The 16,319-nt window shown below is 70.8% G+C and carries 11 protein-coding genes; 4 read left to right on the top strand and 7 right to left on the bottom strand.

The annotated features are described in order from the left end of the window. Nucleotides 1-56 precede the first annotated feature (56 nt). Together CCZ36_RS10060 and pepN (CCZ36_RS10055) are read right to left on the bottom strand one after the other, a co-directional pair. Nucleotides 57-602, bottom strand: coding sequence for a hypothetical protein (locus CCZ36_RS10060; RefSeq protein WP_128817487.1), 546 nt, complete (start codon nt 600-602; stop codon nt 57-59). Nucleotides 603-808: 206 nt separating this feature from the next. After that, the gene (pepN, locus tag CCZ36_RS10055; RefSeq protein ID WP_128817486.1) at nt 809-3,385 is read right to left on the bottom strand and encodes an aminopeptidase N; all 2,577 of its coding nucleotides are present in this window, start codon (nt 3,383-3,385) and stop codon (nt 809-811) included. A gap of 125 nt (nt 3,386-3,510) precedes the next feature. Between pepN (CCZ36_RS10055) and CCZ36_RS10050 the strand changes: the two genes are divergently transcribed. Further along, on the top strand, nt 3,511-4,011 hold the full coding sequence (locus CCZ36_RS10050; protein ID WP_069738243.1) for a DUF1203 domain-containing protein: 501 nt from the start codon (nt 3,511-3,513) through the stop codon (nt 4,009-4,011). A gap of 82 nt (nt 4,012-4,093) precedes the next feature. Here CCZ36_RS10050 and CCZ36_RS10045 read toward each other — a convergent pair whose 3' ends face one another. The 4 genes from CCZ36_RS10045 to pepN (CCZ36_RS10030) form a co-directional block, all read right to left on the bottom strand. Beyond that, complete coding sequence (locus CCZ36_RS10045) at nt 4,094-5,122, bottom strand: aspartate-semialdehyde dehydrogenase (RefSeq protein ID WP_069738244.1); 1,029 nt, start codon at nt 5,120-5,122, stop codon at nt 4,094-4,096. A 255-nt stretch (nt 5,123-5,377) separates the two neighbouring features. Then, a complete protein-coding gene (locus CCZ36_RS10040) occupies nt 5,378-8,686 on the bottom strand; it encodes a S8 family serine peptidase (protein ID WP_176734668.1) in 3,309 nt (1,102 codons plus the stop codon). 292 nt (nt 8,687-8,978) lie between these two features. After that, nucleotides 8,979-10,046, bottom strand: coding sequence for a hypothetical protein (locus CCZ36_RS10035; protein ID WP_128817485.1), 1,068 nt, complete (start codon nt 10,044-10,046; stop codon nt 8,979-8,981). 244 nt (nt 10,047-10,290) lie between these two features. Then, a complete protein-coding gene (gene pepN, locus CCZ36_RS10030; protein ID WP_128817484.1) occupies nt 10,291-12,885 on the bottom strand; it encodes an aminopeptidase N in 2,595 nt (864 codons plus the stop codon). A 176-nt stretch (nt 12,886-13,061) separates the two neighbouring features. Between pepN (CCZ36_RS10030) and CCZ36_RS10025 the strand changes: the two genes are divergently transcribed. The 3 genes from CCZ36_RS10025 (at nt 13,062) to CCZ36_RS10015 (ending at nt 14,624) form a co-directional block, all read left to right on the top strand. After that, the gene (locus CCZ36_RS10025; protein ID WP_069743813.1) at nt 13,062-13,712 is read left to right on the top strand and encodes a mycothiol-dependent nitroreductase Rv2466c family protein; all 651 of its coding nucleotides are present in this window, start codon (nt 13,062-13,064) and stop codon (nt 13,710-13,712) included. Between the two features lie 50 nt (nt 13,713-13,762). Then, nucleotides 13,763-14,215: a GNAT family N-acetyltransferase gene (locus tag CCZ36_RS10020; RefSeq protein ID WP_128817483.1), complete on the top strand. Its 453-nt coding sequence runs from the start codon at nt 13,763-13,765 to the stop codon at nt 14,213-14,215. A 61-nt stretch (nt 14,216-14,276) separates the two neighbouring features. After that, nucleotides 14,277-14,624 carry a VOC family protein gene (locus tag CCZ36_RS10015; protein ID WP_069738248.1) on the top strand — a complete coding sequence of 116 codons (348 nt, stop codon included), beginning with the start codon at nt 14,277-14,279 and terminating at the stop codon, nt 14,622-14,624. 79 nt (nt 14,625-14,703) lie between these two features. Here CCZ36_RS10015 and CCZ36_RS10010 read toward each other — a convergent pair whose 3' ends face one another. Beyond that, complete coding sequence (locus tag CCZ36_RS10010; RefSeq protein ID WP_069738249.1) at nt 14,704-16,155, bottom strand: NCS2 family permease; 1,452 nt, start codon at nt 16,153-16,155, stop codon at nt 14,704-14,706. Between the last annotated feature and the right edge of the window lie 164 nt (nt 16,156-16,319).

Raw genomic sequence — 16,319 nt, 5'->3', positions numbered from 1 at the left:
CGGACGGTTGCGCATCAGCGCCCGCCCGCCGGGCGGTTTCCAACGGACCCGGCGGCTCAGGCCGCGTACGCCGTGAAGCGCAGCGTCTTGGCCAGCACCCGCCAGGTCACCCAGGCGAACGCCCGGTTCACCCCGTTGCAGAAGGCCTCCCCCGTGCAGTCGGTGGGCCGGTCCTGCCAGGCCCGGACCGTCATCGTGTGGAAGCCGAGGGTCCGCGAGAACGCGAAGCGGATGTGCATGCCCCGGCCCAGCTGGTGGCCCGGCAACGTGTTGATCTGGAAGAAGTCGTCCCCGATGTACTCGACCTCGACCGGGTTGCCGCCCAGCAGCTCGCAGCGCGCCCCCGCCCGGATCCGCCCCGCACACCCGCCGCTGACGGGGAAGAGCCAGAAGTGGTCGGTCAGCTGCCGTCGTACGGCGTCCGGCCCGGTGAACGGGTGGAGTCCCAGGGTGTAGCCGTACGTGTAGAGGTCGTAGCAGCCCGCCGGACCGGCCCGGCAGTCGGCGGCGGGAGACACGGCGGCGGGCGCGGGGGAGGGGCCCGTCAGCAGCCCCGCGCACAGCGCCAGCGCGACCGGCACGGCGGCGGCGAAGCCGGGCATCCGGACCCTCCCGTGGCCTGCGACCGAAGCATCATGCGACGACCCTTCGGACCGTAGGCCACGGGAGCCCCACCCGCGCGCGGGCGTACGGCAAAAGCGTCTTGGGGTACGGCAAACGCGCGAGCGCACGGCGAACGCAGACGGGCGTACGCCGGAGGGGCGCCCCCTCCGCCGCAGCGAAGCAGACGCCCCTCCGGGTGCACGGATCAGGCCGTGGCCGCCGCCGCGTCCGCCGCCTGGGCCTTCAGGGCGCGCTCCACACCGGACCGCGACTCCGACATCAGCCGGCGCAGGGCCGCACCCGGCTCGGCCGAGGCCAGCCACGCGTCGGTGGCGTCCAGGGTCTCCTGCGAGACCTGGAGGGCCGGGTAGAGGCCCACGATGATCTGCTGGGCCATCTCGTGGCTGCGCGAGTCCGAGACCTCCTTCACCGAGGCGAAGTACTTCTCCGTGTACGGAGCCAGCAGCTCACGCTGGTCCGGCTGGACGAAGCCGGAGATGACCGCCTCCTGGAGCGAGTTGGGCAGCTCCCCGGAGTCCACGACCGCGGCCCACGCCTGGGCCTTGGCCTCCTCGGACGGCTGGGCCGCCCGCGCGGACGCCGCGTGGCGCTCGCCCGCCGCCGTCTTGTCCCGCTCGTACTCGGCGGCGATCTCCTCCTCGTCCAGCAGCCCGGCCGCCGCCAGCCGCTGCACGAACGCCCACCGCAGTTCGGTGTCGACGGCCAGGCCCTCGATCGACTCGGTGCCGTCCAGCAGCGACTGGAGCAGGTCCAGCTGCTGCGGGTTACGGGCCGTGGCCGCGAAGGCGCGGGCCCACGCCAGCTGGTGGTCGCTGCCCGGCTCCGAGGCGCGCAGGTGCGCCAGCGTCGCGTCGGTCCACTGGTTGAGCGCGCCCTCACGGGTCTCCGGGGCCGCGTACAGGTCCAGCGCCAGCTTCACCTGACGGTGCAGCGACTGGACGACGCCGATGTCCGACTCCTTGCCGATGCCCGAGAGCACCAGCGAGAGGTAGTCACGGGTCGCCAGCTCGCCGTCACGGGTCATGTCCCACGCCGAGGCCCAGCACAGGGCGCGCGGCAGCGACTCGGCGAAGTCGCCCAGGTGCTCGGTGACGACCCGCAGCGACTCGGCGTCCAGGCGGACCTTCGCGTACGACAGGTCGTCGTCGTTGAGCAGGACGACCGCCGGACGGGCCTTGCCCACCAGGGCGGGCACGTCGGTGCGCTCGCCGTCGACGTCCAGCTCGATCCGGTCGGAGCGCACGAGCTTGCCGTCCGCGTCGAGGTCGTAGGCGCCGATGGCGATCCGGTGCGGGCGCAGCGTCGGCTCGCCCTTGGCGCCGGCGGGCAGCGCCGGGGCCTCCTGGAGCACGGTGAAGGAGGTGATGACGCCGTTCTCGTCGGTCGTGACCTCCGGGCGCAGGATGTTGATCCCGGCCGTCTCCAGCCACGCCTTCGACCAGGTCTTCAGGTCGCGTCCGGAGGTCTTCTCCAGCGCGCCCAGCAGGTCGGAGAGGCGGGTGTTGCCGAAGGCGTGCGCCTTGAAGTACGCCTGCACGCCCTGGAAGAACGCGTCCTTGCCGACGTACGCCACGAGCTGCTTGAGCACCGAGGCACCCTTGGCGTACGTGATCCCGTCGAAGTTGACGAGGACGTCGTCCAGGTCGCTGATGTCCGCCATGATCGGGTGCGTGGACGGCAGCTGGTCCTGCCGGTACGCCCAGGTCTTCATGGAGTTGGCGAACGTGGTCCAGGAGTGCGGCCACTTCGAGCCCGCCGCGTCCGCCTGGCAGGCGATCGAGGTGTAGGTGGCGAACGACTCGTTGAGCCAGAGGTCGTTCCACCACTCCATGGTCACGAGGTCGCCGAACCACATGTGGGCCAGCTCGTGCAGGATCGTCTCGGCGCGGACCTCGTACGCCGCGTCCGTCACCTTGGAGCGGAAGACGTACTGGTCGCGGATGGTGACCGCGCCCGCGTTCTCCATGGCGCCCGCGTTGAACTCCGGGACGAAGAGCTGGTCGTACTTGGCGAACGGGTACGCGTAGTCGAACTTCTCCTGGAACCACTCGAAGCCCTGCCGGGTCACGGCGAAGATGTCGTCCGCGTCCAGGTACTCCGCCAGCGAGGGGCGGCAGTAGATGCCGAGCGGGACGGTCTGGCCGTCCTTCTCGTACGTGCTGTGCACCGAGTGGTACGGGCCGACGATGAGGGCCGTGATGTACGTGGAGATACGCGGCGTCGGCTCGAACGTCCAGACGTCGTCCTTCGGCTCCGGCGTCGGCGAGTTCGAGATGACCGTCCAGCCGGAGGGAGCCTTCACAGTGAACCGGAAGGTCGCCTTCAGGTCCGGCTGCTCGAACGAGGCGAACACCCGGCGGGCGTCCGGCACCTCGAACTGCGTGTACAGATAGGCCTGCTCGTCGACCGGGTCGACGAACCGGTGCAGGCCCTCACCGGTGTTGGTGTACGAGCAGTCGGCGACGACCTTCAGCTCGTTGGCGCCCTCGCGCAGCCCGGCCAGGGCGATCCGTGAGTCACGGAACACGGCGGCGACGTCCAGCGCCTCACCGTTGAGCACGGCCTCGTGGACGGCCGGGGCGACCAGGTCGATGAAGGTCTCCGCACCGGCCTCCGCGGAGTCGAAGCGCACGGTGGTCACGGACCGGTAGGTGCCGCCCTCCTGCGCTCCGGAGAGGTCGAGATCGATCTCGTACGCGTCCACGGTCAGCAGGCGCGCCCGCTCCTGTGCCTCTTCGCGGGTCAGATTCGTGCCAGGCACGCGGTCATCTCCTAGGTGTGCGACTTGATATGCGGCGTTTCCGGCCATCCTTCCACGTACCGCGCCCCCAGCGCGATGTCCGTTTTCCGCCGGACGCGGACGGCGCCGGGGGACAGGCTCGAACCATGACCGGATACCAGCCCCGCCCCATCGACCCCGCCGCCCTCGCCGAACTCCGCGCCATCGACGACGCGGGCCACCCTTGCGCCCCGTACCGGGAGACAGGGACCGGCGCACCCCTCCGCTGCTGCCTGCGCGGCAGCGAGCCCGGAGAGCTCATCGCCCTCGTCTCCTACGCCCCGCTGCGCCGCTGGGCCGCCGCGACCGGGGTGAGCCCGGGGGCGTACGACGAGCAGGGCCCGGTCTTCATCCACGCCGAGGCGTGCGCGGGCCCGGACCCGGAGCGCGCGGGCTACCCGTTCTCGCGCCCCGGCGCCCTGCGCACGGTCCGCCGCTACGACGCCCACGGCCGGATCGTCGGCGGCCGGCTCCTGGAGATCCCGGCCGAGGAGGCGAAGGGGTTCGACGCGGCCCTGGACGAGGCGTTCGCGGACCCGGAGGTGGCGCTGGCGCATGTGCGGGCCGTGGAGTTCGGGTGCTTCCACTTCGAGGTGCGGCGACCCTGAGGCGGGCATGGGGAAGGGGCGGCCGCCGGTGTGCCCGGCGGCCGCCCCTTCCCGTGCGCGCACGCGGTGCGAGGGCCGCGCGTCAGCCCTTCAGCTCGGCGGCCACCAGCTCCGCGATCTGCACGGTGTTCAGCGCCGCGCCCTTGCGGAGGTTGTCGTTGGAGACGAACAGCGCGAGGCCGTGGTCCACCGTCTCGTCCACCCGGATGCGGCCGACGTAGGAGGCGTCCTTGCCCGCCGCCTGGAGCGGGGTCGGGATCTCGGACAGCTCGACGCCCTCGGCGTCCTTCAGCAGCTCGTAGGCGCGCTCGACGCCGATCGGGCGGGCGAAGCGGGCGTGGATCTGGAGCGAGTGGCCGGTGAAGACCGGGACCCGGACGCAGGTGCCGGAGACCTTCAGCTCCGGGATCTCCAGGATCTTGCGGGACTCGTTGCGGAGCTTCTGCTCCTCGTCCGTCTCGAACGAGCCGTCGTCCACGATCGAGCCGGCCAGCGGCAGCACGTTGAAGGCGATCGGGCGCTTGTAGACACCGGGCTCGGGGAAGTCCACGGCCTCGCCGTCGTGGACCAGCCTCTCGGCGTCGGCGACGACCTTGGAGGTCTGGCCGTGCAGCTCGGAGACCCCGGCGAGCCCGGAACCGGAGACGGCCTGGTAGGTGGCGACGGTCAGCGCTTCGAGACCGGCCTCGTCGTGCAGCGGGCGCAGCACCGGCATCGCGGCCATCGTGGTGCAGTTCGGGTTGGCGATGATCCCCTTGGGGCGGACCTTCGCCGCGTGCGGGTTGACCTCGGAGACGACGAGCGGGACCTCGGGGTCCTTGCGCCAGGCGGAGGAGTTGTCGATCACCACGGCGCCCTGGGCGGCGACCTTCTCGGCCAGCGCCTTCGAGGTCGCGCCGCCGGCGGAGAACAGCACGATGTCCAGACCCGTGTAGTCGGCCGTGGAGGCGTCCTCGACGGTGACGGCGGAGCCCTGGAAATCGATCGTGGAACCCGCGGACCGGGCGGAGGCGAACAGCCGCAGCTCGTCGACCGGGAAGTTGCGCTCGGCCAGGATGCTGAGCATGACTGTGCCGACCTGACCGGTGGCGCCGACGATTCCGACCTTCACGAGGACTCCTCTGTTCTGTACACCTGTGCGTCTGTGCGGTCCGTATGCCGCACCATGATGCGTATGTCCCGGCCCGCCTTGTCCAATCCATTGTCCGACCTGCGGACTCTTCCCGCGAGGACCGCAGAATCCGCCATGCCCGTGCCCGCGTGGGAAAACATCTGCGGCGGCCTGCGCGGACTGTGACGAGGAACACGCACAGCGGGGCGGGTGCTCGTGAGAGCGCCCGCCCCGCCGTCGTATCGCAGGGATCCGTTACGGCGTGACCTTCTCGATCACGACGCTGCCGGTGCCCGCGGCGGTGCCGCGCGCGTTGACCAGCTGGACCTCACCGAAGAACTGACGGCCCTCGGGAGCCGCCCCGGCGACCACGACCTCGGCGCCGACCTCGGCGGACGCGCCGTTGGCGAGGTTCACCGCCTTGGTGGCGTCGACCTTGATCGTGCCGAGCGACGCCGCGTAGTACACGTCGCGGTAGTCGTACGTGGTCGACCCGGCCGGGACCGAGTAGCCCTCGACGATGACCGTGTACGTGCCCGCAGCGGGCTTCACCAGGCTGACCGCCTCCTCGGAACCGGCGGTGGTGCCGCTGCCGACCTGCGTGGCGCCCCGGAAGACGTACAGGTCGAGGTCGGCGTTGGCGTCCGACGTACCGCCGATGGCGAAGTCGAGCTTCTCGACGCCCGCACCGATGGTCACCGTGGTCTCACGGGTCTGACCCGTGGAGATCGACGGCTTGTCCACCTTGGCCGAGCCGAGCGAACCGCCCCGGAGCTTGCCCTGGAGGGCGGCGGCGGTGTTGGTGACCTTCCAGTCCACCGCGGCCGGGGCGCCGATCTTCGCCTCGGCGATGGTGCGCACCGCCGGGTCGAAGGTCGCGCCGAGCAGCGAGACATCCAGCTTGTACGGGTTGTCCAGCAGCGGCGACGTACGGCGCGACTCGACCTCGATCTCCCACACGCCGGGCTGCGGGTCCTTGTAGGAGCGCACGTCCGGGCGGCAGGTGTTGGCCGGGTTCTCGTAGTTCGGGTAGCAGTTGATCGTGGAGGTCGGGTCGACCGGCGTTCCGTACGGGTGCAGGGCGATGAACCGGGTCTGGCTGCCCGAGCGCAGCGCGCTGAGGGCGACCTCAAGGGTCTTCGCGCCCTCCGGCACGTTCACGAAGTACGACGTCGTGCCGTTGCGCTGCACCGAGCCGGACGCCTTGTAGGCGAAGCCGGGCTGCTCCAGCTCGTGGGCGATGACGACCGTGGTCATGATCTGGTGGTCGACACCCGAGGTCTTCTTGTCGTCGACCTGGAGGATGGCGCTGTGCACCCCGGCGGTCTTCGCCTTGGCCTTGACCTTCAGCTTGACCGGCGTGTCGAGCGGCAGCGAGACGTACTGGGGGCTGCTGAGATCGAAGGTGCCGTCGTTGTTCTTCCACGTCAGCTTGTGCTGGACGTCGCGGTCCGGGCCCGTGGTGCGGGTGACGACGACGTCGTAGACCTTGGACTCGCCGACCTTCAGGCCGCCCTCGCGGTCGTAGAGGCCGGTGCCGAAGCCCGGGTCCTTGAGCGCGAAGTCGATCGCGGTGTCGACCGGGGCCTTCACCGAGAACTCGTGGGCGGGCTTGCCCTGCTTGTTGATCTGCTTCCAGGCCTTGACGATGTTGATCAGACCGGAGCCCTGGACGTGCGCGGGCACGTCCTTGATGTGGCCCGCGGTGCTGGTCAGCGCGGTACGCAGGTCGGCCGGGGGAAGCTCGATGCCCTTCTGCTTCGCCTTCGACAGCAGCAGCGCGGCCGCGCCCGCGGCCTGCGGGGAGGCCATCGAGGTGCCCTGGAGCATGGAGTAGCCGGCCGGCAGGTCGTAACCCGCCTCCTTGACCGGACCGCCCGGCGCCCAGGTCTGGGTGGTGTTGATGGACGCACCCGGCGCCGAGATGATCGGCGTGAAGCCGCCGTCCTCACGCGGACCGCGCGAGGAGAAGGGCAGCATGTCGTACTTCTTGGTGACGTGGGAGCCGTAGTTGGCCGCCCACGTCTCCTTGGAGATCGACGCGCCGACCGAGATCACGTGGTCGGCGAGCGACGGGTCGCCGATCGTGTTGAGACCCGGACCGCTGTTGCCGGCCGAGATGACCAGCTGCACGCCGTAGATGTCGACGAGCCGCTTGTACAGCTCGGCGCGCGCGTTGTTGCCGTCGTTCAGCGGCGGCAGGCCGCCGATCGACATGTTGACGATGTCGACGCCGCGGTTGACGACGAGGTCGATCATGCCCTCGGTCAGCGCGATGTTGGTGCAGCCGCCGGACCAGGTGCAGGCACGCGAGGAGACGATCTTGGCGCCGGGGGCGGCACCGTTCATCTCGCCGCCGAACAGCCCGTTGGCCGCGGTGATGCCCGCGACGTGCGTACCGTGCGAGCCCTCGATGACACCGATGTTGACGAAGTCGGCCTTGGCGCCGGCCGAGTTGTAGGTGACGCCCTTGCGGGTCTCGACGACGAACGGGATGCGCTCGACGACCGGGGTCCGCGGGTCGTCCTCGCCGAAGTAGGAGACCTGGAACTTCTCCTTGTACGGCTTGAGGACCTTGTCGTCGGAGAAGTCCGCGTTGTTGTTCAGGTCGACCCGCGTGGTGCCGGTGACCGGGTCGTACAGCACGCCCCAGACGTCGGTGGTGTCACCGTCGCGGTTGAGGTCGCCCGCCATGTCGCCGCCGGTGGTGGCCGACTCGGCGAACGTGGCGAACTTGTAGCTGCCCGCCGGGGCCGCGTACGTCTTGCCGCCGGCCGTGAACGTCGGGCCGCTGACCGACTGGCTCATCCGCAGCCAGGTGCCGTCGCCGTCGCTCACCGGGTCGGTGGCGGTCACCCAGTCGACGATCTTGCGCTCGCCGGTGGTGGTCTTCTTCAGGGCCGGGTGACCGAGGTCGACGCCGGAGTCCAGGATGCCGATGGTGATCCCGCGGCCGTCGGCCTTCGGGTTCTTCGCGACGAAGTCGACCGCGCCCGTCTCGAACGACGGGTTGTACGGGTTCTTCGCCGGGGTCTTCTTGTTCGGCGCCGCGTAGCTGCCCGTCGCCTTCGTCTGCTTGGCCCCGGCGGCCCGGTCGCCCTTGGGCGTCGGGTCGTCCAGCTTGATCTCCTGCTTGAGATCGATGCCGAGCACGGAGGAGAGCTTGGAGGCCGCCTTGATGGTGGACTCGGCGCTCTTCGTCGGAACCGTCGCCCGGACGTAGCCGAGCTTGTCGTAGGTCTGGCCGAGCACGGAGCCCTTGACGGCGTCCAGCTGCTTGCTGACCTGCTCGGTCGCCCCGGGGGCGGTGGCGACCATCATGGTGATGTTCTTCTCGCCCTTGGCCTCGGCCTTCGCCAGGACGTCGGCGTCGGCCTTGCCGAGCTTGTCGCCCCGGTCGCTCGTGGCGGCCGGTTTGACGGGGGCCGGAGCCGGGTCGTCGACGGCGAACACCGGAGCGGCACCGGTGGCGGTGAGAGCGGCCACGAGGCCGGCCGCGGCCGCTATGCGGGCCGCTCGTCTCGCGCCCGGTATGGAACTGGGGGATTCCTTGGTCATCAGCATCCCTGTAAGTGAAAGAGAGAGTCCGGAATTCGGTACCGGATGACCGCTCACCCTGTCGTAAATGACAGAGGTTTGTGGAGAGTTGACGGAGACGAGTTGGCGACATGGCACAGATCCGCCACTGGGGGCAATGCGCCACCAGGGACGAATGAGGTGAAAGCATCCGTGGGAGGCGTGCGTTCGAGCCCCGTGGTCCGGACCAGCGCCGGACCGCCGCCCCGGCGCGGAGGGCCTCGCTCCGGGTGCCCCGTTCCGGCTCCCCCGCCCGCCGCGACAGCACGCGCGGGCCCGCTCAGCGCGGCAGCACCATCACGTACGCGGCCGGCTCCCGGTCAGCGGCCGCCATCAGCGCCGTCCGCACCACCGTGGCCTGCTGGTCGAGCGCCTCGCGCAGCTTCCTCGGCGTGAGGTGGACGACCGTGACCCCGAGCCGCTCCAGATGCTCCCGCTTCGCGGCGTACGCGGACCACTGCGGGTCCTCCTGGGCCCGGCCGCCCCGCCGGCCGGGCACGCCGTACCGGGGTGCCCGGGAGTCCAGCTCCACCGCCACCGCGTGATCGGGCCAGTAGGCGTCGACCCCGCCGAGATCCGGCCCGCCCGGCAGCCGCAGCTCCACGTTCCACACCGGCTCCGGCAGCCCGTGCTCGCGCACCATCGCGTACAGCCGCGCCTCCGCCACGGCCCGCCCCTCGGCCAGAAGCGCGTCCACCGCGGCCACCACGGCGGGCCGACCCAGGAGTTTCGCCTCGCTCAACTCACGTACCACTGCGGCCGGTTCGCAGTGCCCGTCACGTACCGCCTCGGTCAGCAGCCGTCGGACGTCCGCCGCGTCGGCCGTGGCCGCCACCGCGTCCGCGAGCGCCCGCTCCACCGGGGCGACGGGCACCTCGCCCACCCGCACCGGGCCCGGCATCGAGGCGGTCCGCAGCACCTCCACGAACCGGGTGGACCGCAGCCGCCGGGTACGGGGGACCAGCACGTCGATCCGGTGCAGCGCGCCCAGCTCCCCGGCCGAGGCGAAGCCGTGCAGCGCGAGCGCGGCGACCCCGGTGACCATCGCCTCCCCGTACCCCGCGTCCGCGGCGCCCGCCGCGGCCCGTCGCGCGGAGACCGGCGGCCGCCCCGCGTACAGCAGCGCCCCGTGCAGCCGCTCCTGGCCGGTGGGCGGGCCCGGGTGCAGCAGATAGACCCCGGGCAGCAGGTGCTGCCAGGGGCCGCCGGGCAGGCACTGTGCCGACGTCTGCGCGGCGGACACGCCCCGCGCCCTCAACTGGGCGGCGGACAGGACACGCTGCGTTACGTCATCGGCGGGGAGGGGGAGGTGCGGGAGACGGGCGGAGAGCGGGGTGTTCTGGGTCATGTCCCGGGGTTTCCCGCCCGCGGAGGGGGTCCTAACCCCTGTTACACGTCCGTCGACATTCCCGGACAACGCCGTCCTGAAGTACGGACGTTCGACAACCGAAAAGGGCCGTCGCGCCGGGAATCGGGGAGGGGCGCGCCGGGCGGGTGTACGAGCGCCGCTTTCACACCGAACGCACGCCCCGCCCGAGCGCCCCTCGATCACGCCCCTCCGGTCACCCCGCGACCGGCCCGAGCGCCCGTGCTCAGGCCGCGGCCCGGTCGCACTCCTGCCCGCGCAGCGCCCGCGCGAGATCGTCCCGGGCCTCCAGCACCAGCCGCCGGAGCGCCGGGGCCGCGTCCTCGTGCCGGCCGAGCCAGTCGTCGGTCGCCGCGAGGGTCGCGGGGCTGTCCTGGAGACCGGGGAACATCCCCTGCACCACATGCATGCCGATCTGGATGGACCGCTCCGCCCAGATCCGCTCGATCACCTCGAAGTAGCGCTTGGCGTACGGGGCCAGCAGCTCCCGCTGCGAAGACTGCTCGAAGCCCGAGATGGTCGCCTCGACCAGCGCGTTGGACAGCTTGTCCGACTCGACGACCGCCGCCCACGCCTGCGCCTTCACCGCCTCCGACGGCCGCGAGGCCAGACACCGTACGTGGTGACGCTTGCCGGACGCCGTGTCGTCGCGGGCCAGTTCGGCGTCGATCGCCGCCTCGTTCGCCACCCCGTGCGAGGCGAGCGGGGAGAGGAAGGCCCAGCGCAGCTCCTGTTCGACGTCGAGACCGTCGATCCGGGCCGTGCCGTCCAGGAGCCCGCCCAGCAGCTGGAAGTCCTCCTCGGACGAGGCGACCGCCGCGAAGAAGCGGGCCCAGGCCAGTTGGTGCTGGCTGCCCGGCTCGGCGGCCCGCAGCTCGCGCAGAGCGCCTCCGGCCAGCGCCCGGCCGCCCTCCTCGCGCCAGTCGGGGGCCGCGTAGTTGACCAGCGCGGACTGCGCCCACGCGTGCAGCATCTGGAGGACGCCGATGTCGCTCTCGCGCCCGGCGAACGCCAGCACCAGCGCGACGAAGTCACGGGCCGGCATCAGGGCGTCCCGGGTCAGGCCCCACAGGGCCGACCAGCACAGGGCGCGGGCCAGCGGGTCCGTGATCTCGCCGAGGTGGTCGCGGAGCGTGGCCAGCGACCCCTCGTCGAAGCGGACCTTGCAGTACGTGAGGTCGTCGTCGTTGACCAGGATCAGATCGGGCCGCTCGGAGCCGGCCAGCGCCTCCACCACGGTCCGCTCGCCGGCCACGTCCACCTCGGCGCGCGCGTACCGCGTCAGCTCGCCCTCGGGCGTACGCCGGTACAGGCCGACCGCGACCCGGTGCGGGCGCAGTTCCGGGTGCGAGGCGGCGGCCTCCTGGACGACGGCCAGCTCGGTGAGGACGCCCGCCGCGTCGTACGCGGGCACCGGGGTGAGCGTGTTGACGCCCGCCGTCTGGAGCCAGGAACGCGACCAGGCGGTCATGTCCCGGCCCGAGGTCTCGGCCAGCACCGACAGCAGGTCCCCGAGCCTGGTGTTGCCGTACGCGTGCTGCTTGAAGTAGCGCCGCGCGCCCTCCAGGAACGCGTCCCGCCCCACGTACGCCACGAGCTGCTTCAGCACGGAGGCGCCCTTGGCGTACGTGATCCCGTCGAAGTTCAGCTTGGCGTCCTCCAGGTCACGGATGTCGGCCGTGATGGGGTGCGTGGAGGGCAGCTGGTCGGCGCGGTAGGCCCAGGCCTTGCGGTTGTTGGCGAAGGTGACCCAGCCGTTGGTGAAGCGGGTCGACTCCACCATCGAGAAGGAGCCCATGAAGTCCGCGAAGGACTCCTTCAGCCACAGGTCGTCCCACCACTCCATGGTGACCAGGTCGCCGAACCACATGTGCGCCATCTCGTGCAGGATGACGTTGGCCCGCCGCTCGTAGGCCGCCGAGGTGACCTTGCCGCGGTAGATGTACTCCTCGCGGAAGGTGACCATGCCCGGGTTCTCCATGGCCCCGAGGTTGTACTCGGGCACGAACGCCTGGTCGTACTTTCCGAAGGGGTACGGGTAGTCGAAGTTGTCGTGGAAGAAGTCCAGGCCCTGCTTGGTGACCAGGAAGACGTCGTCCGCGTCGAAGTGCTTGGCGAGCCCCTTGCGGCACATCGCGCCGAGCGGGATGTCCAGCGTGGTGCCGTCGGCGAACGTACGGCTGTAGTGGTCGCTCACGTAGTGGTACGGACCGGCGACGACGGCGGTGATGTAGGTGGAGATCGGCTTGGTCTCCGCGAACCGCCACACCCCGCCCTCCCGCGACTCCTCGGCCCCGTTGGACCAGACCCGCCAGCCCTGCGGAGCGGTGACCTCGAAGCGGTAGGGGGCCTTGAGGTCGGGCTGCTCGAAATTGGCGAAGACACGGCGGGCGTCGGCCGGCTCGTACTGCGTGTAGAGGTAGACCTCGCCGTCCTCCGGGTCGACGAAGCGGTGCATGCCCTCGCCGGTCCGGCTGTACGCGCAGCGGGCGTCGACCACGAGGACGTTCTCGCCCTCCAGGAGCCCGTCCAGGGCGACCCGCGTCCCGTCGAACACGACCGCCGGGTCCAGGGCCTTCCCGTTCAGTGTCACGGCGTCCACACCCGGCGCGACCAGGTCGGCGAAGGTCGACGCGCCGGCCCGGACGGAGCGGAACCGGATGGTGGTGAGTGACCGGAACGTCAGCGGGCCGCCGTCCCCGTCGGCCCCCTCGGGCCGGCCGACGGCGGACCGCAGGTCGAGAGCGACCTCGTATCCGTCGACGGTCAGCAGCTCGGCCCTCTTCTGGGCCTCGTCGCGGGACAGGTTTTCACCGGGCACGGGCACTCCTTCGTGACGCGCGTCTTGTGTCGTGTTCGAACCCATTGATCCTTGCATGCGTTCTCGCGCGGCAGCAGGCAGGGAATGGGCCGCCCCGGGAGACGTTCTCGTTCGAAGGCGAACACGCCCTTCGTGTGTCGCGCCCCGCTGTGGAACACGCCCTTCAGAGGAGAGACATGTCCGAGAACACCCCGGCGAACGGCAGGACCCCGGTCGACTTCTGGTTCGACCCGCTCTGCCCCTGGGCGTGGATGACCTCGCGCTGGATGCTGGAGGTGGAGAAGGTCCGGGACGTCGAGGTCCGCTGGCACGTGATGAGCCTGGCCGTCCTGAACGAGGACAAGCTGGACGAGCTGCCCGAGGAGTACCGGGACATGCTGGCGAACCAGGCGTGGGGCCCGGTCCGGGTCGTCATCGCCGCCCAGCAGCTCCACGGCGACGACGTGGTCGGCCCCCTCTACACCGCGCTCGGCACCCGCTTCCACAACAACGGCGAAGGCCCCACCCGCGAGGCCGTGGCCGCCGCGCTGAAGGACGTCGGCCTGCCCGCCGACCTCGCGGGGTACGCCGACAAGGACACGTACGACACCGAGCTGCGCGCCTCCCACCAGGAGGGCATCGACAAGGTCGGCCAGGAGGTCGGCACCCCGGTCATCGCGGTCCCCGGCGCGGACGGCGAGCAGGTCGCCTTCTTCGGCCCGGTCGTGACCCCCGCACCCAAGGGCGAGGAGGCGGCGAAGCTCTGGGACGGCACGCTGCTGGTCGCGTCCATCCCCGGCTTCTACGAGATCAAGCGGACCCGGACGCAGGGCCCGATCTTCGACTGACGCGACCCGTGGACTGACGCGCCGGTATCCGCGTGGGGGAGACTGCCCCCATGCGGATACGCGCGGGCGAGGCGGCCGAGGCCGCCGCACTGACGAACCTGGCTCTGCGGTCGAAGGGCCACGGGAAGTACGACGCGAAGTTCCTGGCCGCCTGCCGCGAGGAGCTGACGATGCGCCCTGCGGAGGTGGCGGCGCGGCGGGCGGCGGTGGCCGAGGAGGACGGCAGGATCCTGGGCTTCACCACCCTGGACGGAGAGCCGCCGGAAGGCGCGCTCGGCATGATGTTCGTCGAGCCGGACACCATCGGCAGGGGCGTCGGGCGACGCCTGTTCACCCACACGGTGGACGAGGCGCGCCGCCTGGGCTTCACACGCCTCACCATCGACGCCGACCCCCACGCGGAGCCGTTCTACCGGGCCATGGGCGCGGTCCGGATCGGCGCCACGCCGTCCGGCTCCATCCCGGGCCGCGAGCTGCCGCTGCTGGAGGTCGTCCTGGTCTGAAGGGCCCCACGAGCCCCTGTGCCGCGGGGCGTTGTCAGTGATGCGCCGTACGGTGAGGAGCATGCGAATCTCACCGGAAATGATCACGATCGACTGCGCCGACCCCCAGACACTGGCCGCCTGGTGGGCCGAGGCGCTCGGCGTCGAGGACCTCCAGGACTACGACGCGTTCGTCGTCCTCGCGGCCACCCCGCTGGTCCTCGGCTTCCAGCGGGTGCCCGAGCCCAGACCCGGCAAGAACCGGGTCCACATCGACTTCGCCTCGCCCGACCGCCCGGCCGACGTGGAGCGCCTGGCGAAGCTGGGCGCGACGGTCGTCGGCGAGCAGTCGATGCAGGGGATGACCTGGACGGTCCTCAAGGACCCGGAGGGCAACGAGTTCTGTCTGGCGGACGCCGGCAGCCACTGACGGCTCCCGGGGCCCGGCGCCGCGCGGGCCCCGGGGTCGGCCGACCCCGGGGATCCGCTGACCCGTCCCCGGGTTCCCGCTACTGCATTCCCAGCACCTGCTCCAGCGGATCGATCAGGAAGTACACGAGGAAGAGCGCCGCGGTCCCCCACAGCAGCCAGTGGACCTCGCGCGCCTTGCCCAGGCACGCCTTGATGACCACGTAGGCGACGAAGCCGGCGCCGATGCCGTTGGTGATCGAGTAGGTGAACGGCATGACGACGACGGTGAGGAAGGCCGGGATGGCGACGTCGTAGCGGTCCCAGTCGATGTGCTTGACCTGGGTCATCATGAGGAACCCGACCACCACGAGGGCGGGGGCCGCCGCCTGCATCGGCACGATGGTCAGCACGGGCGTGAGGAACAGGGCGAGCGCGAACAGCCCGCCGGTGACCAGGTTGGCGAAGCCGGTGCGGGCCCCTTCGCCGACACCCGCCGCGGACTCGATGTAGGTGGTGGCCGACGACGAGGACGTGGCGCCACCGACGACGGCGGCAGCCCCGTCGATCAGCAGGACGCGGCCGAGACCGGGCACCTGGCCGCGCTCGTCGAGGAGACCGGCCTCCGCCGTGACACCCACGACGGTGCCCATCGTGTCGAAGAAGTCGGACAGGATCAGGGTGAAGATGAGCAGGACGACCGTCAGCACGCTGACCTGACCGAACGACCCGAGCAGGTCGAACTGGAACAGCAGCCCGAAGTCCGGCGCGGCGACGGGGTTGCCGGGGATCGAGGGCGACGTGAGGCCCCAGGCCTTGATGTCGGCGATCTCGTTGATGACGATGGCGACGGCGGTCATCAGGACGATGCTGATGAGGATCGCGCCCTTCACCTTCCGGGCGACCAGGACGATCGTCAGGAGCACGCCGAGGCAGAAGACGAGCATCGGCCAGCCGGTGAGCGTGCCGGTCCCGAGCTGGACGGGCACGGTGGAGTTCGCGGCGTCGGGGATGCGGGTGACGAACCCGGCGTCCACGAAGCCGATGAAGGCGATGAACAGACCGATGCCGACGCTGATCGCCTGCTTCAGGGGCTGTGGGATGGCGTGCATGATCGCCTCACGCAACCCGGTCACCACCAGGACACAGATCAGCAGCCCCTCGAGCACGATGAGCCCCATCGCGTCTTCCCAGCTCATCAGGGGCGCGATCTGGAAGGCCACGACGGCGTTGATGCCCAGACCCGCCGCCAGGGCCAGCGGCAGGTTGCCGCCCACACCCATGATCAGCGTCATCACCGCGGCGACCAGAGCGGTGGCGGTCACCAACTGCACGCTGTCCAACTGCTCACCGAACTTGTCCTCGGCCCCGCCGAGGATGATCGGGTTGAGCACGAGGATGTATGCCATCGTGAAGAAGGTGGCGAATCCACCGCGTATCTCCCGTATGTAGGACGAGCCGCGTTCGCTGATGCGGAAGAACCGGTCGACGGCGCCCCCTGATACGGCGGGCTTCGTGTCGGGCGGCGGTGGGCTGGTCGGGCTGGCGTGCATGACGGAGTCTCCTGGGCAAGCGAGCGAATGAGGGGGACGAGAGGGCGCCGACGGCTGCCCGAAGCGCGTGGCAGGCACTGTGCGAACGCACATGCGGCACCTTGCGAGCGGATCATACGCGGCACTCATGGGAGCGCAACTACCCGCGTAGAGCGTCTAGTTGG

Origin of the sequence: Streptomyces sp. S063 (assembly GCF_002832675.1) — a bacterium.
Lineage (GTDB): Bacteria > Actinomycetota > Actinomycetes > Streptomycetales > Streptomycetaceae > Streptomyces > Streptomyces sindenensis.
The sequence above is the reverse complement of the archived record's forward strand: the minus strand, read 5'-3'. Positions and strand labels throughout refer to the sequence as shown.